This window comes from Streptomyces sp. NPDC040432, from assembly GCF_055595445.1.
Map to the genome: position 1 here is coordinate 68,527 of NZ_JBVIVP010000016.1, position 22,042 is coordinate 90,568.

19 protein-coding genes and 1 pseudogene are annotated in these 22,042 nt (G+C 67.9%); 9 read left to right on the forward strand and 11 right to left on the reverse strand.

Annotation, left to right across the window (positions count from 1 at the left end; genetic code table 11):
- Positions 1 to 71: 71 nt before the first annotated feature.
- Positions 72 to 1,586, forward strand: a complete 1,515-nt coding sequence (locus tag ACZ58N_RS27310; protein WP_471164911.1) for a glutamate synthase-related protein — start codon at positions 72 to 74, stop codon at positions 1,584 to 1,586.
- 5 nt (positions 1,587 to 1,591) lie between these two features.
- Here the strand turns inward: ACZ58N_RS27310 and ACZ58N_RS27315 are convergent, their stop codons facing one another.
- From ACZ58N_RS27315 to ACZ58N_RS27335, 5 genes and pseudogenes are all read right to left on the reverse strand, one after another.
- On the reverse strand, positions 1,592 to 2,092 hold the full coding sequence (locus ACZ58N_RS27315) for a hypothetical protein (RefSeq protein WP_471164914.1): 501 nt from the start codon (positions 2,090 to 2,092) through the stop codon (positions 1,592 to 1,594).
- A gap of 377 nt (positions 2,093 to 2,469) precedes the next feature.
- Positions 2,470 to 3,744, reverse strand: a pseudogene (locus tag ACZ58N_RS27320) (IS701 family transposase); the annotation flags it as partial.
- Positions 3,745 to 3,800: 56 nt separating this feature from the next.
- Positions 3,801 to 4,883, reverse strand: coding sequence for an IS630 family transposase (locus ACZ58N_RS27325; protein ID WP_471165167.1), 1,083 nt, complete (start codon positions 4,881 to 4,883; stop codon positions 3,801 to 3,803).
- Positions 4,884 to 4,942: 59 nt separating this feature from the next.
- Positions 4,943 to 6,340: a protein kinase domain-containing protein gene (locus ACZ58N_RS27330; RefSeq protein ID WP_471164923.1), complete on the reverse strand. Its 1,398-nt coding sequence runs from the start codon at positions 6,338 to 6,340 to the stop codon at positions 4,943 to 4,945.
- A complete protein-coding gene (locus tag ACZ58N_RS27335; RefSeq protein ID WP_471164926.1) occupies positions 6,337 to 8,466 on the reverse strand; it encodes an AIPR family protein in 2,130 nt (709 codons plus the stop codon). Before ACZ58N_RS27335 ends, ACZ58N_RS27330 begins: the two co-directional genes overlap by 4 nt.
- Positions 8,467 to 8,870: 404 nt before the next feature.
- Here ACZ58N_RS27335 and ACZ58N_RS27340 point away from each other — a divergent pair, with 404 nt between their 5' ends.
- A complete protein-coding gene (locus tag ACZ58N_RS27340; protein ID WP_471164929.1) occupies positions 8,871 to 9,395 on the forward strand; it encodes a DUF5956 family protein in 525 nt (174 codons plus the stop codon).
- A 28-nt stretch (positions 9,396 to 9,423) separates the two neighbouring features.
- Here the strand turns inward: ACZ58N_RS27340 and ACZ58N_RS27345 are convergent, their stop codons facing one another.
- From ACZ58N_RS27345 to ACZ58N_RS27355, 3 genes are all read right to left on the reverse strand, one after another.
- On the reverse strand, positions 9,424 to 9,648 hold the full coding sequence (locus ACZ58N_RS27345; protein ID WP_471164932.1) for a hypothetical protein: 225 nt from the start codon (positions 9,646 to 9,648) through the stop codon (positions 9,424 to 9,426).
- Positions 9,645 to 10,259: a hypothetical protein gene (locus ACZ58N_RS27350; protein ID WP_471164934.1), complete on the reverse strand. Its 615-nt coding sequence runs from the start codon at positions 10,257 to 10,259 to the stop codon at positions 9,645 to 9,647. Before ACZ58N_RS27350 ends, ACZ58N_RS27345 begins: the two co-directional genes overlap by 4 nt.
- Positions 10,260 to 10,321: 62 nt before the next feature.
- Positions 10,322 to 10,513, reverse strand: a complete 192-nt coding sequence (locus tag ACZ58N_RS27355) for a hypothetical protein (RefSeq protein ID WP_471164937.1) — start codon at positions 10,511 to 10,513, stop codon at positions 10,322 to 10,324.
- On the opposite strand from ACZ58N_RS27355, the gene ACZ58N_RS27360 reads away from it, so the two are divergent.
- The gene (locus tag ACZ58N_RS27360) at positions 10,484 to 10,741 is read left to right on the forward strand and encodes a hypothetical protein (protein WP_471164940.1); all 258 of its coding nucleotides are present in this window, start codon (positions 10,484 to 10,486) and stop codon (positions 10,739 to 10,741) included. The genes ACZ58N_RS27355 and ACZ58N_RS27360 overlap by 30 nt on opposite strands.
- A gap of 226 nt (positions 10,742 to 10,967) precedes the next feature.
- Here ACZ58N_RS27360 and ACZ58N_RS27365 read toward each other — a convergent pair whose 3' ends face one another.
- On the reverse strand, positions 10,968 to 11,429 hold the full coding sequence (locus ACZ58N_RS27365) for a Ku protein (protein WP_471165169.1): 462 nt from the start codon (positions 11,427 to 11,429) through the stop codon (positions 10,968 to 10,970).
- On the opposite strand from ACZ58N_RS27365, the gene ACZ58N_RS27370 reads away from it, so the two are divergent.
- Both ACZ58N_RS27370 and ACZ58N_RS27375 read left to right on the forward strand, forming a co-directional pair.
- Positions 11,360 to 11,839, forward strand: a complete 480-nt coding sequence (locus tag ACZ58N_RS27370; RefSeq protein ID WP_471164942.1) for a hypothetical protein — start codon at positions 11,360 to 11,362, stop codon at positions 11,837 to 11,839. The two genes, ACZ58N_RS27365 and ACZ58N_RS27370, sit on opposite strands and share 70 nt — an antisense overlap.
- A gap of 182 nt (positions 11,840 to 12,021) precedes the next feature.
- Complete coding sequence (locus tag ACZ58N_RS27375; protein ID WP_471164944.1) at positions 12,022 to 15,090, forward strand: tetratricopeptide repeat protein; 3,069 nt, start codon at positions 12,022 to 12,024, stop codon at positions 15,088 to 15,090.
- Between the two features lie 520 nt (positions 15,091 to 15,610).
- On the opposite strand, the gene ACZ58N_RS27380 is transcribed toward ACZ58N_RS27375, so the two are convergent.
- Positions 15,611 to 16,144, reverse strand: a complete 534-nt coding sequence (locus ACZ58N_RS27380) for a hypothetical protein (protein ID WP_471164946.1) — start codon at positions 16,142 to 16,144, stop codon at positions 15,611 to 15,613.
- A 306-nt stretch (positions 16,145 to 16,450) separates the two neighbouring features.
- On the opposite strand from ACZ58N_RS27380, the gene ACZ58N_RS27385 reads away from it, so the two are divergent.
- Complete coding sequence (locus ACZ58N_RS27385; RefSeq protein WP_471164949.1) at positions 16,451 to 17,050, forward strand: SMI1/KNR4 family protein; 600 nt, start codon at positions 16,451 to 16,453, stop codon at positions 17,048 to 17,050.
- A gap of 1,119 nt (positions 17,051 to 18,169) precedes the next feature.
- On the opposite strand, the gene ACZ58N_RS27390 is transcribed toward ACZ58N_RS27385, so the two are convergent.
- Positions 18,170 to 18,577 (reverse strand): RidA family protein, encoded by a 408-nt coding sequence (locus ACZ58N_RS27390; RefSeq protein ID WP_471164951.1) that lies wholly within the window; start codon positions 18,575 to 18,577, stop codon positions 18,170 to 18,172.
- Between the two features lie 408 nt (positions 18,578 to 18,985).
- Between ACZ58N_RS27390 and ACZ58N_RS27395 the strand changes: the two genes are divergently transcribed.
- From ACZ58N_RS27395 to ACZ58N_RS27405, 3 genes are all read left to right on the forward strand, one after another.
- Complete coding sequence (locus tag ACZ58N_RS27395) at positions 18,986 to 19,378, forward strand: hypothetical protein (protein ID WP_471164953.1); 393 nt, start codon at positions 18,986 to 18,988, stop codon at positions 19,376 to 19,378.
- Positions 19,379 to 19,980: 602 nt separating this feature from the next.
- Positions 19,981 to 21,225: a sensor histidine kinase gene (locus ACZ58N_RS27400; RefSeq protein WP_471164956.1), complete on the forward strand. Its 1,245-nt coding sequence runs from the start codon at positions 19,981 to 19,983 to the stop codon at positions 21,223 to 21,225.
- Positions 21,222 to 21,923, forward strand: a complete 702-nt coding sequence (locus ACZ58N_RS27405; protein ID WP_471164957.1) for a response regulator transcription factor — start codon at positions 21,222 to 21,224, stop codon at positions 21,921 to 21,923. Before ACZ58N_RS27400 ends, ACZ58N_RS27405 begins: the two co-directional genes overlap by 4 nt.
- The last annotated feature ends 119 nt before the right edge of the window (positions 21,924 to 22,042 follow it).

Sequence of the window (22,042 nt, forward strand, 5' to 3'; positions counted from 1 at the left end):
CGTGGTATTTCCGCGGCGCGGGGTAGATGGTCCGCGTGAGGTTCGGCCAGTCGAGGAGAGGAACGATTGTGATGCGTGCTCGGAGCATAGGTGCGGCAGCCGCCACGGGGTTGGCGCTGGTGGCCGCCCGCGACCTCGTGCAGAAGAAGCACGCGCTGCTGAGGAACTTCCCCCTGGTGGGACACGCCAGGTATGCGCTGGAGACGATCGGCCCCGAGCTACGGCAGTACATCGTGACGTCCAACGACGAGGAGCGTCCCTTCAGCCGTGACCAGCGCAGCTGGATCTACGCGTCGGCGAAGGGGGAGAACAACTACTTCGGGTTCGGCACCGACAACGACGTCGAGCACGTGCAGGGTCATGCATACGTGAAGCAGCGTACGTTCGCCGGTGCGCTGCCCGATCTGAGCGACCCGCAAGCGGCGTTGCCCTCGGCCAAGGTGCTCGGCGGACCGCGCGGCCGCGCGAAGGCGTTCCGCCCGGCGAGCGTCATCAACATCTCGGCGATGAGCTTCGGCTCGCTGTCCGGCGCGGCCGTCACGGCGCTCAACAAGGGCGCGGCGCTGGCCGGGACGATGCAGAACACCGGCGAGGGCGGCATGTCGCCGTACCACCTCAACGGCGGGGACCTTGTCCTCCAGATCGGTACGTCGTACTTCGGCTGCCGCAACGAGGATGGGACGTTCAACCTTGACAGGCTCAAGTCCATGGTCGCGGGCGCGCCCGTCAAGGCGATCGAGATCAAGCTCTCGCAGGGCGCGAAGCCGGGGCTCGGGGGCATGCTGCCGGGCGCGAAGGTGACCGACGAGATCGCCGGGATCCGCGGCATTCCTGCGGGCAAGGACTGCGCTTCGCCGTCGCGGCACACCGCGTTCCATGACGTGGACTCGATGCTCGACTTCGTGGAACTGTTGGCCACGGAGACCGGGTTGCCGGTCGGGATCAAGAGCGCCGTCGGGGAGATGGACTTCTGGGAGGAACTCGCCACGCTGATGGAGCGGGGTGAGCGAGGGGTCGACTTCGTGACCGTCGACGGTGGCGAGGGCGGCACTGGGGCGGCTCCCCTGATCTTCGCCGACTCGGTGTCCCTGCCGTTCCGCGTGGGCTTCTCCCGCGTCTACGGCGTGTTCGCCGAGCGGGGCCTGACCGACGACATCACCTTCATCGGCTCCGGCAAGCTCGGCCTGCCCGAGAACGCCGTCGTTGCGTTCGCCCTCGGCGTCGACATGATCAACGTGGGTCGTGAGGCGATGCTGTCCATCGGCTGCATCCAGGCCCAGAAGTGCCACACCGACAAGTGCCCCACCGGCATCGCCACCCAGAAACCGTGGCTGGTGCGTGGCATCGACGCGCCCTCGAAGGGCATTCGGGCAGCGATGTACCTGCGCACCCTGCGCAGGGAGTTGCTGAGGGTCTCGGGCGCCGTCGGTGTCCCCCACCCGTCGCTCATCACCCCCACCGACATAGACATCCTGAACGGCGACTACGACGCCCGCACCTTGGGGAGTGTGTACGGCTACAAGGATGGCTGGGGCTCGCTCGGGCCGGAGCTCGCCCATGAGATCGCCGAACTGATCACCACCTGAGCCGGCTACTCGGCCTTGTTTTCAACCGTCATGCCGTGCGCAGCACACCCACCGAGTGGAGCGCACGGAGTGGACGGCGGTGCTGTCAGGGTGCGGTGCGGTGCGCCCATCCGGTGGAGGCCACCCGATGGGCGCGATGCGCACCACCGTCGCCCCCCCGCCGCGGATTGCACGATGGAGAGGCGCACCTTGCGGGCACCGTCCGGTGCGGGGTGGGCGGCGAGAGCCTGGACCACTCCCACCGCCTCCAGCCGGCGCAGGACTTCGGTGACGTCCTCGTGGTCGTCGGTGAGGAACTCCACGACGAAGTCGACGACGGCGCCGGCGATGCCCTCCGCCGCGTCCGGCCCGCCCTGTGCGCCCCCCTTCCGCAGGGAGGTCACCAGAACTCGCCCAAGGGCCTCCAGGGCGGACATCTGCGTGGACGGCTTGCCCTCTTCCGAGCAGGGCAGGGCGTTGACGGGGACGACGATCCGCTCGACGGCGTCGACGAGCAGCTCGGCCATCCGCGGCTCGGTGTCGGCGAACTCCCGGGCTGCTTCGACGTCACCGGACTCGACGGCCCGGAGGAGCCGAAGGCGCTGATCGCGGTGTGCGGGGTCATCGGGGCGAGCGGCAGGGTGGTGGTGTCGTGCATGGCGGCTCCTCACGTACGGGCCGCCGCGCGGATCGCGACGGCCTGGTTCCGAGCCTCGGGGAACCGCCCTGTGGACAGAGTCCGCGCACCGACGGTGATCACCCACCGCCCCTTGTCCAGGTTCGGACGGCCGCACGTTTCCCCTAATAGGACTCCGTTAGGTTGCTTTTGATCTTGGTGTGGTGTGTGGTCTGTTCGGGAGGGGTTGCCGGCAGGTGGTGCAGATGCCAGTCCAGCACCTCGGGATGTTCTGGAGGGCGTCGAGGGTCTGGTAGAGGGTGAGGCCGGTGCTGGGACTTTTGGGGTCAGCCTCTGTTCTGTGAGGAAAGCTTGGGCTGCGGTCACGAGGGTGACGTGGTGGTGCCAGCCCGGCCAGGACCGTCCCTCGAAGTGGTCCAGGCCCAGGCCGTGCTTGAGTTCGCGGTAGTCGTGTTCGATGCGCCGGCGGACCTTGGCCAGCCGGACCAGCTCGGCGATCGGGGTGTCGGCCGGGAGGCTGGAGAGCCAGTAATCGGTCGGGGCTTCCGCGTGTTCCGGCCACTCGACCAGCAGCCGGCAGTCCGGCAGGACCCCGTCCCACCAGCCTTGAGTGGACGAGGCCGCGGTCTTGACTGGGCGCTCGACAGCCTTGCCGGAGGGCCGGACCCGCAGGGCGGCGAAGCGGGACTTCAGCCGGCCTCGGGTTCCCTGCCGCCAGTTGACCGTGGTGAGTGCCTTCGGCCCCAGACCGGCGGCCAGGGTCGCCACCGACGGTGCGGGGTGCCGGTATCGCGGCTGGGGCCGGCAGCCGACCGGCCCCTTGCGGGGCGGCGCTTCGGGCTCGGCATCGAACGGGTGGGCACTCACATCTGCCCGGATGGCCAGGACGTAGTGGATGCCGCGGTCGGCGAGCCCGGCCCTGAAGTGTGCGTTGGTGCCGTAGGCGGCATCCGCCACCACGGCTGGGGGCCTCAGGTCCCAGTCGGTCAGGGTGTCGAGCATGTCCAGGGCCAGTCGCCACTTCTCACGGTGGGTGACCTCGGGCGGGACGCGGGTGGACGTCCTGCGGTCGTCGTCCGCTTCCCAGGCCAGTGGCAGGAACAGCCTCCACTGCAGCGGGCAGGACGCGGCATCCGTCGCGGCATGGACGCTGACCGCGACCTGGCAGTTGGCCCGCTTGCCCAGGGCTCCGCAGTACTACGGAGCCACCCCGACCGACATCCTTCCGTCCTTGGGCAGCGACACGTCGTCGAGCACCCATGCCTTCGGAGCGATGAGCGGCAGCATGCGTTCACAGATCCGGCGCTGCACCGGCACCGGATCCCAGGTGGACTGGTTCACGAACTGCTGCAGGTTCTGCTCGTTACCGTCCGGCAGCCGACCGGCCATGGCCTGGATCGACTTACGCCGACCGTCCAGCATCAGTCCCCGCAGGTAGCAGGCGCTCTTCGCCCGCTGGTCCTTACGCCTCAGAGAGGCGAACACGTCAGCCACATACGACGCCAACTCAACCCGAACACGGTCCACTTCGCGTGTGTCCACACATCCGACATGCCCACACAAGGACAGCCGCAACCGGAAGACCTAACGGAGTCCTACTAGTGTTCTGAGTCTGGAATTCTGTTCAGATAGCTGGCGAGGCGTTCGAGGATTTCGTTTGCGGTCTTGGTCCAGACGTAGGGCTTCGGGTCGCTGTTCCAGGTTGCGATCCAGTCGCGGATGTCTTTCTCGAGGGCCTGGACGGACTTGTGAACGCCTCGCCGTATCTGCTTGTTGGTCAGCTCGGCGAACCACCGCTCCACCAGGTTCAGCCAGGACGATCCGGTGGGTGTGAAGTGCAGGTGGAACCGGGGGTGCGCCAGCAGCCACTTCTTGATGTCCGGAGTCTTGTGGGTGGCGTAGTTGTCCAGCACGAGGTGGATCTCGAGGTCGTCGGGGACTTCCTTGTCGAGCTTGACGAGGAACTTCTTGAATTCCTCGGCGCGGTGGCGGCGGTGCAGGGATCCGATCACCTTGCCGGTGGCCACCTCGAGCGCGGCGAAGAGAGTGGTGGTGCCGTGCCGGACGTAGTCGGCCGTCCGCCGCTCCGGCACCGCCGGCATCATGGGCAGCACCGGCTGGGACCGGTCCAGGGCCTGGATCTGGGACTTCTCGTCCACGCAGAACACCAAGGCCCGCTCCGGCGGGTCCAGGTAGAGGCCGACGACATCGTGCACCTTGTCGACGAAGTACGGGTCAGTGGACAGCTTGAACGTCTCAGTCCGATGCGGCTGCAGGCCGAACGCCCGCCAGATCCGCGACACCGTCGACTGCGACAGACCCGTCTCCTTGGCCATCGACCGCGTCGACCAGTGCGTCGCTTCCTTCGGCACCGACTCCAGAGTCCTCGCGACGAGGGCGGCGACCTGCTCGTCCGTCACCGTCCTCGGACCTCCCGAACGAGGCATGTCGCCCAAGCCCGCGATCCGGTACTGCACGAAACGGGCCCGCCGGCGGCCCACCGCCTGAGGCGTGGAACCGACCTGAACGGCAACGTCCTTGTTTGTCGCACCATCGGCACAGGCCAGGATGATCCGACAACGCAAGGCCCACGCCTGCGGCGTCGAGCGGCGCCGCACCCAGCCCTCGAGCGCGGCCCGCTCCTCATCCGTGAGCACCAACTCGGCCTTCGGTCGCCCCATCGCCATACCGAAAGACTACATCTGAACAGAATTCCAGACTCAGAACACTAGTGCGTCTTCTACTTTTTGGGTCGCAGCTGCCGCCGCAGGCGGTTCAAGGCATCGCGTACGCGATGGGTCTCCGGGGACTCCGCGCCTTGATGCTGGAGCAGGTCGGGATAGAGGGCGACCAACACGTGGAAGGCCTCCAACAGCCGGCCGGCGGAGTGCAGGAGCAGACCGTGACGGCGACGGGTGCTGAGGAGAAACGGGTCGTCTGTCGGGAGGGCGTCGCCGGCTGTCTTCAGGACGCGTTCGAACAACTCCAAGGCTCGGGCCACCTCGCCCAGCTTCATCTGACAGTAGGCCACCTGCCCGCGGACCTTGAGTGCCTCAACGCCCTCCTGCGCCCCCTGTGAGGTAAGCGCGGCCAGATGGCTCTCGTAGAGCGCCAGCGCCTGTGCAAACTCCTCTTCCTCGAACAATGCGTCCGCCCGCCTGACCTGGTCGATGTCCAGGACGGGGGAGCGCGCGTCGGCGGGGGGAGCGCTGAACCATGAGGATCCGGCATGAGCCAGGACGCGGAGACCCGGCGGCCAGTCTCCCCCGGCCCGCGCGTCACGCCGGTCCGCGGGCAGTGCCACCAGACGTGCGAGGACCTCCTGCGCCGATGCCGGTCGGTCCTCCGGGCGCTTGGCGAGTAGTTGGCCTATCAGGAGGTCCAGATCGCGCGGAATCTCAGGGCGTACTTGACACACCGGAGCGGGTGCCTCGTGGACGTGGTGGTAGAGGACACTGTGAACGTTGTCCTGGGTGAACGGGGTTTGACCGGTGAGGAGTTCGTACAGGACGCATCCCAAAGAGTAAAGATCGCTACGTGGCGTGACCTCACCGGCCTGGATCTGTTCCGGCGACATGTACCGAGGACTGCCCAAGGCGCTGCCCGTGGGCGTGAGAGTGGTCTGGTTGCCGTCTAGCAGTGCGGCGATGCCGAAGTCCAGCACCATCACAAGACCGTTATCCGTGACCATGATGTTGGCGGGCTTCAGGTCGCGGTGGACCAGCGGCACGCTCCCGGTATAGGTCAGCACCGAGCACAGGTGGACGCCCAGGCAGACCGCCCACGAGATGGGCAGGAGACCGAAGGAAGTGCAAATGTCCCGCAGTGTGGAGCCGTACAGGCGCTGCATGACGATGTAGAGGCGTTCACCGCCAGCGGTATCGGGGACGATGTCATAGATCTGGGGGATTCCGGGATGGGCCAGCCGGGCCATGATCTGGGCCTCGCGTCGGAAGCGGGCGATCCTGGCCTCCGCGTCCGTGGGGGTGGATTCCTCCCGCGGAAGAATGAGCTTGATGGCGACGTGCCGGCCCAGTTCGGGGTCATGCCCTGCCCAGACCTGCCCCATTCCGCCCCGGCCGATGGGTTCACCGAGTTCGTAGCGCCCCACGTGACGGCGCACGCCAGGCGCGCTCACTCGCCTGCGTCCTGGACGGCATCGGAGTTCCAGAGCGACTCGGCGAGCTCGGCGAGGCTACCCTCGCCCGGGACCACCCAGTACCGAGGGCCTTGGACGGAGCTCCACGCCTCACGCCATCCGGCACTCTGCCAGATATGGCGGGTCAGCCGGTTGACGGAGTACTGGCGTCCATCGGCGGCCCATCGCAAGGGCCGCAGGGGATCGTTGGTCCAGCTAGCCAGGTAGCGGCGAGGATCTTCGTCAAGCCACTCGCCGATGGCCTTTTCCTCCACACGTCCGGGCTGATATAGCACCTGAGCCCCTTCAGCGATCCGCCCGCGCTCCACCAGGAGGCGCGACGAGCTGGGCCTGCGAGGCCGTGGAGGCGGCGAGGAGGTGAACAGGTGCGGGACGGGTGTTCCGTCGGCGAGGACCCTCTGAACAGCTTGCGCGATCTCCTGGCATCGGGTCGGGTTCCGGAAGATCGGCGCGATGAAGGAGCTGCTGCCGAAGAGGTTGTCAACACAGAGGATCAACGCCGACACGATTTGCTTCATATGATCGGCCAGATTGGCCGACAGCGGATCCCAATCGACGTCGGGGTCCTCGATGCCCTCGGCCTCATCGAGCCGAAACACCAGGTGTGCCACGAGAAGGTCGCCGCGCTCGGCAATGGCAACCGCACGCCCGAACAGAAGGGGCTTGAGATCATGCAACGCCTCACGGACGGCGCGCAGGAGCATCACCGAACGCCAAATCTGCAGAGCGCTCGGCCGGCGTCCGAACAATCGGGTATAGGGGCCTTCCGGATGTGACTCCCACAGATGCTCGGTTGAGGCGTTGGCCACGGCACTGAGCGCAGCGTCCGGGTGACCGCAGGCCAGAGCCACGGCAGCCTCCTCGAGGGAGCAGCCCGCCATCGGCGCCGGAACCAGCTCCCCCCGACGAAAGACGTACTCCTTTTCCAGGGTGACGCGGAAGTCCTCGCGAATGAGGGCCTGTACCTCATCGAGCGCAACCAGGTCCCGGCGTCCGGTGTGGTGCTGGGTATGTGTCGCAGCGATGACCGAAGCAGCGAAATCCGCGGGCGCGCCGGCCACGGAGATGAACCGCACTGGCACGGCCGCCAATGAGAGGTTCTCCTGGTCCTCGTCGTGGGCGTGGTAGACGGAAGTCACCGTCTGCGCACCGTTCACAACGGCGGCGCCCTTCAGGCGCAGTCGGACCGGAGCGCCTTCGACGGGACGGCCGAAGAACTCGGTCTCAATGGATTCGCACAATACGGTGATGCCGTTGTGCAGGTAAGAGAAGGTTTCGGGAGCTGTCCGCAGGGTCTCCACGAGACCGAGGTTGAGCGCGGTCGCGCCGAGGCTGCCCCGCACATTTTGTTCGAACAGGCCAGTTCCGTGCTGTTGATACCACAGCGCGATCTCATCGGCCGCGACCAGTCCGCTGAACATCCGATACGGAATGTTCCGCGTGTGCCAACTGCCGAGCATCGTGGCGGTGACATCAGCACGTCTGGGCACCGCACCGCGGTGGGCGGCCGCGTGGAAGTCCGGCAGAGCCAGGACGTGGCAATCCACCTCCGTGCCGAAGTCCGCCGCGGCCTGCTCAATGACCTGGCGTGCTTGCTCCTTGGACGCCTGCTCACCCATGACCGCCACCACAAGATGAACCCGGCAATCAGGCGCATCGAGAATGTCACGCACACGCGCGGCGTGCTCACGCACACGGCCGTTGAACCTGTCGAAGTCGCGGTTGTCCAACTGGCGCAGGCCATGGAGCAGCATCAGCGCGCGATCGACACCGAACCACGCCTTGCCCTGGTCGCTCCATTTGGCATGTACGAGCCACAATTCCGGTGCGGACACGGAGTAGCCAATGGCATCGATGCCCTGATCGTCCATGCCGTCCGTAACCGCCGCCGCAGCCTGCGCGGGTGAACAGCCGGTGAGCAACTGGATCGACATCGCGGCCAGCGCACGTGAGACGAAAACCTGCTCAACCAGGCTTGGATCGCGTCGCTCCCGCACGTCCTCCAGCGCGATGAGCCCTTCGTACTCGCGCCGCAGGGCAGCCCGGATGATCTCCACCGCTTGGCCGCGCGTTGCCGCCGTGGTCTCGCCCTCACCCTCACCCATGAACGCCCCCACCTCGTGTGATCGTTCAATCCTAGAGGTGTGAGCGGCCCCTTCGAGTGCCGAACCCGAGATCCTCCATCGCAGCGACCGGAGTTCACCACCGGACTACCGGAACGCGACGCGCGACCGGCATCCGGAGGGAATCTACTGGTGCCATGAGCGCCGTCTCCGCGACGTGGCCTCGCGTGATGCAGTTAAGACGCTGGCCAACGCAGCGCCCCGGGGCGGGCTCGCGAAGCAAACGATCCCGCGAGCCCGCCCCGGGCGGGCGAGCCGGCGCTCCGGCTCACAAGCCCGTTGTGGCCTCAAGTGCGCCGTCGAGGGAATCGAGGCTTATGGAGCATCGTGATTTCAGGGGCGGGCGAAGCGTTCGTTCTGGCCTGCGGCAGGTACTGTGCGCAGGTATGTCATGGGATGTGCATGGTCGTCCGCACGGGTTGGCGGAGCGTCGCTCCGGGGTGACGGAGTTGGAGCCGGACCGGTTGCCGGAGGTGCGGGAATTGGGGGAGTGGGGTTGGTCGCTCGCGCCTGATGCCCCGATGTGGGTGTTCCTGTCGTACGTGTGGCCGTCGGGTGCGCGTACCTGGGTTCCGGATCGCTCGACACGTTGGCAGATCGAAACCGTCCTCGATGAGGCGAACCACGTCATCGACGTTGCCTGCCACCCGGTTCCTGAGACCGGGCGGGAGACTCAGGAAAGGGATGCCAACGCGGATCTGGCCCGTGTCGGCATCCCCCCACGTCCCGTGGGTCGAGTGTGGCTCCTGCGACCGGTGGGCGGCTTCGCTGGTGTGGAGGACGTGCTCGATCACCTGTGCTCCGGGGCCGAGGCCCGCGGCGTGGCCGTGGCCCTTTCCGAGGACTTCGCACGGCTGTGCGCGGATGAACTGAAGAGCCTCGCCGCGACGGATGAGCAGTCCCGCGGCTGATGAATCACGCGCCTCGAACCGGCTACGGCTACGGCTTCCAGGGCACCTGGTAGTACTGGCAGCCGGTATTCGAGTTGCACTTGGTCCAGCGGCCGGTGTGGAGCACGCCGGCCTTGAACAGCTGCTGGTGTCCGAAGGCGGTGAATTCTCCTTCGTGGTCGTCGTGGTAGTTTCCGTTGCCCGTCAGACGCTGGTCGTTGTATGCCCACCGATCGCCGCTTGGCCACCACGCGCGTGGCGTTTTGGCGTTCACCGAGGCGAGGTTGACGTCGTTCCTTCCGCAGTAGTCGTCCGGGCGGCTGCTGACGTTGACGCGGCAGTTGTTCGTCCAGGTCCCGGGGTTGATTTCCGGTCCGCTGTCCCAGTCGAGAGGGTGCGCCAGCGAGGTAGCTTCCCGTCGAATGATTGCCGGTAGATGACGTCGAAGGTGCCGATCACCCCTTTGCTGTTCCCGTAGGCACCGTTTCCTTTCACCTCCGCCGTGTAGTCGTTGATCTTCCGGCTGCAAATCGTGCCGTTCTCGCACCACGAGTCATAGTCGTCCTTGGTCGGAGCTGCCACGCGCGACCTCGCGGTCGCGATGGAGTCCTCGGCGACGATGTACGCGGCGTCGGTCGACCGGCCCTGGTTGTCCTCGGTGACCCGGAGCGTTCCGCCCATGCAGGTCCATGCTTGGGACCTCTCTTCCCGCGCCTCGTCGACGCATGCCTGCAACCCGTCGCCCTGGTCTTCGGCGGTGCCCTGGCTCAATGTCCGCCAGGGCGCCGCCTCATTACGATGGAGGGCGGCAGCCGGCGACGCGCGGAGGGCTGCCAGGGTCAGACATGCGGCCAGGGCCAGGCCAAGGGTTCGTGGTGTCGTCATGCCGGTCTCTCCTGAGGGGCGCTTCCGGAGGTCGTGCTGGGGTGTGGGGACGGGCTGTGGTGTCAGGGTGCGGTTTCGTAGGCGACGGTGGTGGTGGGGTAGTCCTCGGCCAGCCCGAGCAGGGCTTGGCGCTCGGCCTCGTCGACGGCCAGGTCCCAGCGGAGCTTGGTCCCGACCCAGGTCCCCCGACCGGATGGGGCCCCGGAGGACCGAAGGAGCGGGTCATGGGCGAGATCAGCATCGAGCGACAGCACCTTGACCACCTACTGGCCGACAGCGCGAGCACGCACGGTGCCCCCTACCAACAGGCCTTCGCCGAACTCGCCGAAGCGAGACGTGGCCGGCCCGTCGCCGAGATCCTGCCGCTGCTGCGCCGCGCCGCCGACGAAGCGCTGCTCGGCTTCACGGACACCGATCTGTGCGAGCAGGCCCAGGCCATCAGTACGGGGGAGCCGTACGTTCTGCGTGTGAAGGTGGCCTGACCCCAGGACCGCGGCTCGTGTCCGCCCGCTGTTGTTGGAGTCGTCGGCGCGGCCGACCCGGCAGGTCCGCTGGATCATGAGGTCGGCCAGAACGGCCGCCTGCCGGGCCTGAGGCGTAGACCGCCTGGCTGGCAGGCCTCAACGGCCGAGCCGGAGAGGGAGGGGGACGGCGAAAAGTGCAGCTTCTGGGGTCCTTCCCCGCCGCCTTTGCAGTCGAGGAACAAGATCACGTAGCCTCGTCGAGCTCCTGGGGCTCGACGATCACATACTCGGCTCCGGTGTCGCAGCCCGTCACGATGTCCGCGAGGTCGACCTCGTCGCCAGTGCGCTCGTTCACGCGCCGGTTCCGGTTCCGGATCCGGTCTGCGGTCCCGCGCTGGAGCTGGTGGAAGCGGATTGTGTGGCTGTCGGTGGCCGCCGTGTAGAGACCCACCGGCAGGCTGACGTTCTCCGAACCAGAGGAAGGTCGATCTGTTGGGGACGCCGGTGGCCTCTCCCATGCTGGTTTCCGGGTCGTCTTGACGAAACGGGTAGTGGCTGCGGCACTTGTTTGGTGGAATGCGTGTGCTGTGAGAGGCCTGAGGCCGGGTTCGGTCTCCTGGGGGAAGGCGGGGCGGCATGCTGGCGGAGGGGTTAGCCGCGTTGGCTGCGGCCGGTGGTACGGCAGTGGTCCAGGCTGCGGGTACAGAGGTGTGGACCGGGTTCCGGCAGCGAGCGGCGGGTTGGTTCGGTCGTGGGGGCAACGCTCAGCGGGAGAGCGCCGAGCTGGAACGGCTTGATCAGACCGCGAGGGTGTTGGAGGCGGCAGGGCCGGAGCAGGTGGAGCGGGTGCGGCTGCGCCAGGAAGCCTTCTGGGAAGCCTGGTTCATCGGGTTCCTGGAGAGCCTGGATGAGGAACAGCGCGAACAGGCCGCCGACGAGCTCCGTGCGCTGCTGGGGCAGGATGCTCCGCAGGCCGGCGTTTCGGCCGGTCAGGGCGGAATCGCCGCCGGCCGGGATGTGAACGTGACGGCGGACAACGGCTCGATCGCCGCCGCCATACTCAACGGGGGTGCGACGATCGGCCCCCCTTCAGGGCCGGATCCGTCCCAGGGCTGAACGGACCGGCTACTCAAAGCCCGCTTGCGCTCCCTTCGGGTGGCGGTCGACCGGAGGTCGGCACGGTTCAGGCCGTCGACCACAGCATCGCGATCGGTGTAGCCGGCCAGGTCACCATCCACGCCGCGCCCCGGAGACCGGCGCCCTGGCCGCACCAGGTAGGGGTCATCCCCTCCCGAGCGGTGACGTACCAGAACCGCCTCGAAGCAACCCGGCTGCGGGCTGCCGTCGCTCGCGATGGCACGGCCGTACTCGGCCAAATCCTGATCGGCATGGGCGGGGTCGGCAAGACCCAGCTCGCAGCCGACTACGCCCGCACCGCCTGGCATGACGGCACCCTGGACGTCCTGCTCTGGGTGACTGCGAGCAGCCGCTCGGCCGTAGTCGCCAGCTACGCGCAGGCCGCCACCGAGCTGCTTCTTACCGACCCCAACGATCCCGAACAGGCTGCACAGGCCTTCCTGGCCGGGCTGGCCCCCAACAGCGGGGCGCAGCCATGCCGGTGGCTCATCGTCCTGGACGATGTCGCCGACCCTGACGACTTGCGGGGCCTGTGGCCGCCCGCCGGCGCCCATGGCCGGACCCTGGTCACCACCCGCCGCCGCGACGCCGCCCTGACCGGTGAAGGACGCCGCCGCATCGACGTCGGACTGTTCACCCAGGACGAAGCCGCCACCTACCTCACCCGGGCCCTGGCCGCCCATGACCGACACGAACCCGACGAGCAACTCGCCGCCCTCACCGAGGAGCTCGGGCGCCTCCCGCTGGCGCTCGCCCAGGCCGTTGCCTATCTCATCGACTCCGGCGAGACCATCGCCGCATACCGTGAGCTCTTGGCCGATCGCGCCACCACCCTCGCCGACACCGCCCCCGACCGGCTCCCGGACGACCAGGACCTCCCTCTGGCCGCCGCCTGGTCCCTGTCACTCGCCCGAGCCGACGCCCTCGCACCGGCGGGCTTGGCCCGACCCATGCTCGACCTGGCCGCCTTGCTGGATCCCAACGGCATCCCCCAAACCGTCCTCACCAGCGCCCCGGCCCTCAGCCACCTCACCCAACACCGCACACGAACCGGGTCGGACTCCACCGGGGCCGCACCCGTTTCTCCCCGCGACGCGGTGCGCGCCCTGCGCGCGCTGGACCGACTCAGCCTCATCGACCACGCCCCCAGCACCCCTCACCAGGCCGTCCGAGTCCACCAGCTCATCCAGCGCACCACCCGCGACACCCATACTCCCGACCAACACGACCGCCTTGCCCACACCGCCGCCGACGCCCTCGTCGCCGCCTGGCCCGGAGTGGAACGCGACACCGTCCTCAGCCAGGCACTGCGCGCCAATACAAGCGCCCTCACCGGCTGCGCCGAGGACACCCTGTACCGGTCGCGGGCGCATGCGGTGCTGTACATCACGGGCCGGAGCTTAGGAAACAGCGGTCAGGTCGCGGCTGCCCTCGGCCACTTCCGCCAGCTCGTCGCCGGCATCAGCCGCCACCTCGGTCCTGACCACCCCGACACCCTGACCGCCCGGAGCCATTTGGCCAGCTGGCGGGAGGAGGCGGGGGATGCGGCCGGAGCCGCGGCGGCGTTCGCCGACCTACTGGACGACCGTGTACGGGTGCTGGGCCCCGATCATCCCAGCACCCTCATCACCCGGAACAATCTGGCTTTCTGTCGGGGGGAGGCTGGGGATGCGGCCGGGGCCGCGGCGGAGTTCGTCGAGTTGCTGGAGGACCAGATGCGGGTGCTGGGTGCCGACCACCCCTACACCCTCACCACCCGGAACAACCTGGCGCGCTGTCGGGGGAAGGCGGGGGACGCATCCGGATCCGTGACGGCGTTCGCCGAGCTGTTGGAGGACCGGCTGAGGGTGTTGGGTCCCGATCACCCCGATACCCTCGCCACCCGGAACAACTTGGCGCGCTGTCGGGGGGAGGCTGGGGATGCGGCCGGGGCCGCGGCGGAGTTCGTCGAGTTGCTGGAGGACCAGATGCGGGTGCTGGGTGCCGACCACCCCGACACCCTCACCACCCGGAACAACCTGGCTCTCTGGCGGGGAGAGGCGGGGGACCCGGCCGGAGCAGCGACGGCATTCGCCGACCTGCTGGAGGACCAGATGCGGGTGTTGGGTGCCGATCACCCCAGCACCCTCGCCACCCGGAACAGCCTGGCGCGCTGTCGGGGGGAGGCTGGGGATGCGGCCGGGGCCGCGGTGGCCTTCGTCGAGTTGCTGGAGGACCAGATGCGGGTGCTGGGTGCCGACCACCCCAGCACCCTCACCACCCGGAACAACCTGGCTCTCTGGCGGGGAGAGGCGGGGGACCCGGCCGGATCCGCGGCGGCGTTCGCCGAGCTTCTGGATGACCGTCTAAGGGTGTTGGGTGCCGATCACCCCGACACCCTCTCCACCCGGAACAACCTGGCCTCCCGGCGGGGTGATGTGGGGGATGCGGCCGGAGCGGCGGTGGCGTTCGCCGAGCTGCTGGACGACCAGATGCGGGTGCTGGGTCCCGACCACCCCAGCACCCTCGCCACCCGGAACAATCTGGCGCGCTGTCGGGGGGAGGCGGGGGATGTGGCCGGGGCCGCGGCGGAGTTCGCCGAGCTGCTGGACCACCAGATGCGGTTGCGGGGTCCCGACCATCCCATCACCCTCTCCACCCGGAACAACCTGACTCTCTGTCGGGGGATGGCGGGGGATGCGGCCGGGGCCGCGGCGGCGTTCGCCGAGCTGCTGGACGACCACGTACGGGTGCTGGGCCCTGACCACCCCGACACCCTCGCCACCTGGGACAACATGGCGCGCTGGCGTGGGGAGGCGGGGGATGCGGCCGGAGCCGTGACGGCGTTCGCCGAGCTGCTGGACCACCGCGTACGGGTGCTGGGCGCCGAGCACCCCGACACCCTCACCACCCGGAACAACCTGGCCCGCTGGCGGTGGGAGGCGGGGGATGTGGCCGGATCCGTGACGGCGTTCGTCGACCTGCGGGACGACCAGATGCGGGTGCTGGGTCCTGACCACCCCGACACCCTTGGCACCCGGAGCATTCTGGCGTCCTGCCAGGGGGTGGCGGGGGATGAGGCCGGAGCCGCGGCGGCTTTCGCCGACCTGCTGAACGACCACGTACGGGTGCTGGGCGCCGAGCACCCCGACACCCTCACCACCCGGGACAACCTAGCCTTCTGGAAGGAAAAAGCTCTGCCCACCCCCCCGCCCAGAAGACGCGGTGCTTGGGGACGGCGAAGAGGGTGAGCTTGCCGGCTGCATCGCCGGCGCTGTCCTGAACTACTAGCTCAAGGCCCGCACGGACGACTACGCAGGAGAAGGACCGCGGGCCCTGGAAGCCTTGGCGAAGCCTCCCTCGAATGCGACCTTCACCGCCTGGCCTGTCTTGAAGCCATGCGCGCTGTACCGCGCGATACCGCCCCGTCGCCGGCGGCACATTCGTTCCCCGCCAGGGGGCTCCGGCCCGGCGCCGTGGGCGCGGCCACAGGGGCCGCCGGCTCCCCGCGTCCGGGGACGGGCCGGCGGCTGGCTCAGCTTCACGGACGCGGACCTCCGGGAACAGGCGCAGGCAATCAGCGCAGGGGACGCGTACGTCCTGCGCGTGGAAGTGGCCTGGCCCAAGGACCGCATTGGCCGGCCACGGGACCGGGTCGCTTCGCTGCTGCTGTCGCCGGCGTGATAGAGCCGGCCCGCCTGCTGGGACCGTGAGGTCAGCCGGGACGGCCGTCTGTCAGGTATGGGGCATCGACCGCCCGGCCGGCAGGCGTCAACGGCCCGAGCCGGGGAGGGAGGGGGAGGGAACGAAGTGCAGCTTTTGGGGTCCCTTCCCGTCGCCCTTCCAGTCGAGGAACACGATCACGTCGGTGAAGAGGCGATCGCGGCTTGGCCAGTGCGAGGAGTAGGACGCGGGAGTGATGGACCCGTCCTTCGCCCGGTTCAGGCTCTGGGCCAGGTCCGTCCGCTTCGTCACGGCCAAACCGCCGCCCTCGATCATCGCGGTCACTTCGACGTTCGTGCCAGTGGGGTTGAAGAGGGAACCCGCGCGGCTGGAGGATTCGGGCAGATCCCAGGAGATCGTCGCCCAGTGCCGGATGTTCGCTCCGGATGTGGTGACGCACGCCTTCACGTTGAAGTCCCAGTTGTCCGGCCAGGGGCCGCTGTAGGCGGGGTTGTCGACGGTCTTCGACGACACCGTGCAGCGCTCCACCGCGTACGCGGGGCCGCTCCCGGAAGTGGCCGCCGTGATGGTGGCCGCCACCAATACCGCCGCGAGCCGCACGGTGGGGAGTGTCCTGGGCATGGGTGCGCCTCCGAGGGTCGAATGCCCAGGACAACGAGGCGATGCCGGGAAAGAACCGTGCCGGCGAGGGTGACGCCCATCCGATCCCCTGCTCGATCCAACCACTCCGGAAGCGGGCCCGCCGGGTGTCATCGTTCCTGGGCTGGCTGACGCTGTTCCTGGGCGCGGAACCCGTGACATGACCAGTCTTTGATGGGATGGGACTGTACCTCTTAAAGACATAGGGGGGCACCCTGAGCGTCGCATCGACTTGAATACTTCATCACCGTCCCCGACGATGGGACTTTATTGTCACAGGAACAGCCAATGAGAGGCGAACATGAGTGGATCGGCATTGGACGAGGAAGCAGACGTGCGGAACGTGTGGAATCGGATTACCAGATGGTTCCAGCTCCATGCTCCCGGACTGCTGCCGCACTGACTACCCCGGCGAGCCTTGAGAACATCAGCGAAGCTGAGGAGAAGCCCGGCATCCACTTCCCCGAAACCCTGTCGTCCTGGCTTCTGATCACTGACATCGGATCTGGGGAGAATCCCGAGGAAGGTTCGTGCCTCGTCGCGCCTGGCCATGACGGAATCGTCCCAGGCGGCGGGCTACTCCGGGGCCTTACAGACATTCAGCGTGTTTATCTTCATCGGTTGGGATCCGCGGACCTGGAAGCCGAGTACCCGACCTGGCGTAGGGAATGGTTGCCGATCACATCGGAAAGCGATGGATTCTACGGAACTTTTATCGATATCCAGGACGGGCGCATCGGCTGTTGGTCCGAGGGGTACAACTCCGAGGAAGGCGTGGAACCGTCCCTTGCGGACTTCTTTCGAAAAATGGCGGCACGCCTGGACCAAGTCTCCGCAGGAAACTCGCCGAAGGGGAAGTTCGAGAACGGTACTTTTACGTGGAATTAGTATCCTGCCCGGAGGACGTGCCGGTGAGGTCCCACTCGCTCAGCGGTCCCGAGGCGACCGTGACGGGAGATGTTGCCCGGCAGCAGCCGACGGCTCCTCCAGACCTCCAGCACACTTCGTCACGGGCGAACGCGATGGCGTGGTCTTCCGGATACGAATTTCCGTGATCTCGGATGTGGTTCTCCACCAGGCGAAGACCCCATCGATCGCCTTCCACACGCCTGAAACCTCATCAAGCCCGACCCGGTGCGGACTCCCGCCACGCTCGGTCGCAGATATGTGCTGTGCTATGAGTGTGACGGCCTGGGCTGGTGTCCGTCGTGCTGGGGGCGTGGCTGGGTACCGCACGTCGAGCGGGGGCGGCGCCGGTGTTCGCAGTGTCATCAGGACCGGGTGTGCCCGATCTGTCGCGGTGCCGGCGAAAAGCATGCGGCGACCCTGCAGGACCACGAACGCGACTACTATCCCGAGCTTCCCCAGGAGTGACATCGGGCTGCTTCGACCTGGCGTCGACGCCGCCGCGATTGCCCCAGGGGTGGTGATCAGGGAACTCCCCAAGGCTTCACGGGACTCGCACCTCATCGAATGGATCGTCACTCCATCCGCTGGTGTGCAGAAGAGGCTCTGCGACCGGTCCCGGCAGGGCCACCGGCGACAGAGTGTCCGAGATTCGGTCGTGGGGATCGTCGAACCGCTCGCCCTCCTCCACCATCAGCGGTGCCGGCGGCTCGTCGAAACACCGCTAGACCTCTTCGAACGTCGGCGTGGGAACAAAGCGACCGTTCAACCAGGGAAAGTCGGCCTCGCCGACCGCGATCTCGTCGATGAGACCCTCGCGCCGCATCAATCGCCGGACTCCGTGTCGGCGTTCGGACTTTCCTTCACGTGTACGCCGACACTTCGCCCCCAAGACCCATGCCGCAGGCTCGACAGCCATGTCCCGGTGCCGGTGGGCAGCCTTCACGCGGCAAAGGACAACGGGGCAAGAGCGCCCGTGAGTCCGCAGTATCGGGGCTCCTGCGTGCGATGGATCAGCGCGACGTCAGGGATAGGCGCCGGCACTCGTGGGGAGTTCTGGGTGGGCAGCCGGGGACGTTCTTCCCGCCCGTGAACCCGTGGTCAGTCGATGATCGCTGTTGCTTCCACCTCGACGAGGAGACCGGGGGCGGCCAGCGCCGCGACGCCGATTCCGGTGAGTGGGGGAGCGGGCAGGGGGCCGAGTTTCGCGGCGGCCCGCGCGACGCCTTCGACGAACAGGGGCATCTTGTCGGGGGTCCAGTCGATGAGGTAGACGGTCAGCTTCGCGACATGTTGGAACGAGGCACCGACCTCGGCGAGTGCGGCTGCGATGTTGAGGTAGCACTGTTCGACCTGAGCCGCGAGGTCGCCCTCGCCGACGAGAACGCCGTCGGCGTCCCAAGCCACCTGTCCTGCGACGAAGACCAGCTTCGAGCCGGTCGCAACCGCCGTCTGCCGGTAAAGGTCCACCCGTACCAGCCCTGCCGGGTCCACCAGGTTGATGGTCACGTCTGCTCCTTGCCATGAGAGTTCGAGAACCCGGTGCCGCCGAAAAATGCGGCCGCTGGCTCTCTTGTGGTTGCTCGGTAACCGTAGGAGAGCGAAGGCTGACGTGGAAGAACGCACTTTTTGGTGACAAGGGAACCTCATGGTGACCAAGCAGCTCAGCGGCCGTTTCGGCGACGCGGATCCCCGCACGCACCATGAAGCGATGGTCCGGTCACGTCGATGGCCGGGGCCGTCACCGGCGAACGCGCAGTCGCGCTGCACGCAGTTGAGGCCCCGTTCGCCGCGCGATTGATGGCTGCCACACGACGGCAGTACAACGCCACCACCCGCAGTCGGCCTCCTTCGCCCCAAAGGAGGGCTGAGGCCCCCGCCGCAGTGTCGGTGGGGTGACCGGCCTGCCGGCCGGCAGTGGTTCGGCACGCCCGCCTGTCACGCCAGGCAACCCTGACGGCCTCCGGCAAGGACATCGACACCACCTTCGAGCCCTGGCGAGACCTGATCACCGACATCGCCCTGCACCTGAGCGTCCACGACGTCGCCGACCGGCTCCGCTCACTGCACGGTGTGGGAGCGGCACTGGCACCCGCGCGGGCCTCGTCACCGGCCAGGGCGACGGCCACGTCCAGTACTCGTTCGCCGCGCATCGCGGGAGGCCGGCGCCTTCACGCCGCCCTCCCGCCACAACTGATGCCACTGATGAGCCGACTGCACGTCCAAGGGGCCGGCACGCCATGTACCTCGACCGCCTCGGAGTACCGCCGCGAGGCCGACGGGCTGATCGCCGGCGGGTGCCGGCCGTAGCGGGAGCGAGAACGGCCCGCCCCCGGAGAAAGCGGGGGCGGGCCTGGTCATGACTTACCGCGCTGGCCAGTCGGTGGACATGCCCTAGCGTGAGGGCGGTGTAGGGGGCTTTGATGGACTACCGCAGCTTCTCTCCGACCATACGGGTGGAGAGCAGACGACTATTCAGACAGTGGAGTGGCCGACGTAGTGGTGGGATGACCCAGAACCGGGCCGACAGGGTGGGGGATTGGGCACGCGGCCCGCACGGGCGCAGCGCTCCGAAGCGCAGGCCCGCACCGGCTGACCGGGACTCGTGTGGGGTGCCTGGCCGTCCGGTCCGGCATGGGCGGCTACGGCGATGGCTTCGCGAGCCGGTCGACAGGGCGGATCCGGAGGGCGGAGTTCAGGCCCGGTGGCGCCGGGCTGCTGGTCCGCGGTCGTAGGTGTCTTTGGGTGTTCGGCAGTGGCACGTGTGGATGGATTGTGCGGTCGGTGGGTCTGGCGGACCGGGACTCGGCGCTCCCTCGTTCGAGCGACGCCTTCGTCCCTCGTGCGGGGGAGTGCCCGATCCCCGTATGGAGGGACGGTCGCGCCGGGCCAGCACTGCCATAATGAGCGGCGTGAACCGTGCGACTGCCTGGCGTGACGGCTGGACCGGATTGTTGCGGCGGGCCTCGCTCCTCTCGCGTGACACCGTGTTCATATCGACGCTGTGCGTGCTTGCCATCGCCGAATCGATCGCCGAATTTGCGGCTGTCGGTGGGTCGATGCCTCGGCTGTTCGTGGACGCCTCGGAGGAAGCGGTCCGGGACGGAAGCGGCGGTGGTATACAACTGGCTTTGCTCATAGGTCTGTTATGCCTGTGTACCGCGCTGCCGCTGATGTTTCTGCGGCCCGTGCTCGCCGGATTCACGGTGACCGCGGCGAGCTTCGCCTCACTCACCCTCTTCGAGACGCTGACGTTGGCGGGACTCGCCGCTCAGCTCATCGCCCAGTACCGGCTCGGTCGCGGCGGAAACCTGCTGGCGGCGATGGTCTTCAGCGCACCCTTCCTGGCCCTGGCCCTCATCGGTTCCATGGACGCCGGCACCGACTTCCAGGTACGCACGGTGCTCCTCGCCTCGCTGTCCCCGATGGCCGCGTTCGCCGGTCTCGCCCGACGCATGGGACTGGTGGACCGGGAACACGATGCCATGCGCGCAGTCATGGCCGACAGCCGATGGGAGAACGCGGCCCGCGAGGAGCGTGCCCGTATCGTCCGCGAACTGCACGATGTCGTCGGCCACCACGTCTCCATGATCGCCGTACAGGCCGAGACGGCCCGTGTGGCCACCCCAGGCATGCCCGCCGCGGGCGCCCAGCGGCTGCGCGGCATCGGGGATACCGCCCGCGCCGCCCTCACCGAGATGCGCCGCCTCCTCGGCGTACTACGTGACGAGGAGCCCGCCGTGGGCGCCGAGCGCAGGCCGCAGCCCGACCTCACACAGCTCCACGAACTGCTTGATGAGGCCCGCGAAGCCTCCACCGCCACGATCCGGTTCATCCTCAGCGGTAGGCCGCGCCCCATGGGCCCGGGTATCGAGCTGGCGGTCTACCGCATCGTCCAGGAGTCCCTCACCAACGCCCGCAAGCACGCCGTCGGCTCACCGGTCGACGTGGAACTGCACTACGCCCCTGAGACCCTGCACCTCAGCATCCGCGACAACGGCCCCGGAGCGCCCGCGACACCGGACGGCGGATACGGCCTGCTGGGCATGCGGGAACGGGTCGCCGCGGTCGGAGGGATGATCAGCACAGGCCCGGCGAACACCGGTGGATTCATCGTCGAAGCCAGTTTTCCCGCCAAGCCGGAACGGACCCCATGACCTTCTCGCAGACACCCATCCGCGTCGTCATCGCGGACGACCACCTGGTCGTCCGCACCGGATTCGCCGCGCTCCTCGACTCCCAGCCGGAATTCACCATCGTCGAGACCGCCACCACGGGCGTCGACGCCATCCGTGTCTGCCGCCAGGTGTCCCCGGACGTTGTCCTCATGGACATCCGTATGCCCGAAATGGACGGCATAGAAGCCACCCGCCGGCTCCTCGCCGACGCACCAGACGGAGCACCGGTGCCGCGGGTTCTCATCCTGACGACCTTCGACCTGGACGAGTACGTCTACGACGCCCTGCGCGCCGGAGCCAGCGGCTTCCTCCTCAAGGACGCCACGGCCGAGCGGCTCTTCGACGCCGTGCGCGTCGTTGCCGCCGGAGAGGCTCTGCTCGACCCCGTGGTCACCCGCCGCCTGATCGGTGAGTTCGCCCAACTGCCCGCCAAGGCACCGGCCCACCCGCCGTCGGGCCTGGAAACGCTCACGGCGCGGGAAACGGAGGTACTGCTGCTCATCGCCGAAGGCCTGTCCAACGGCGAAATCGCCACCCGACTCCTCGTCACGGAGGAGACGGTGAAGTCACACGTCAGCCGCACATTGACCAAACTGGGCCTGCGGGACCGCACCCAGGCCGTGATCGCGGCCTACGAAACGGGCCTGGTCGTCCCTGGATTCCGCAGGGCCCAGTAGCCCCGCGGCGCTCGCCGAACCGTGACGTTCGGCCGCCGGCCATTACCCCGGACCTCATCCTCAGGTGGGAGACCGATCCTCCCTCCTACGAGCCAGGGGCGCTCCGCTCCTGGCTCCCG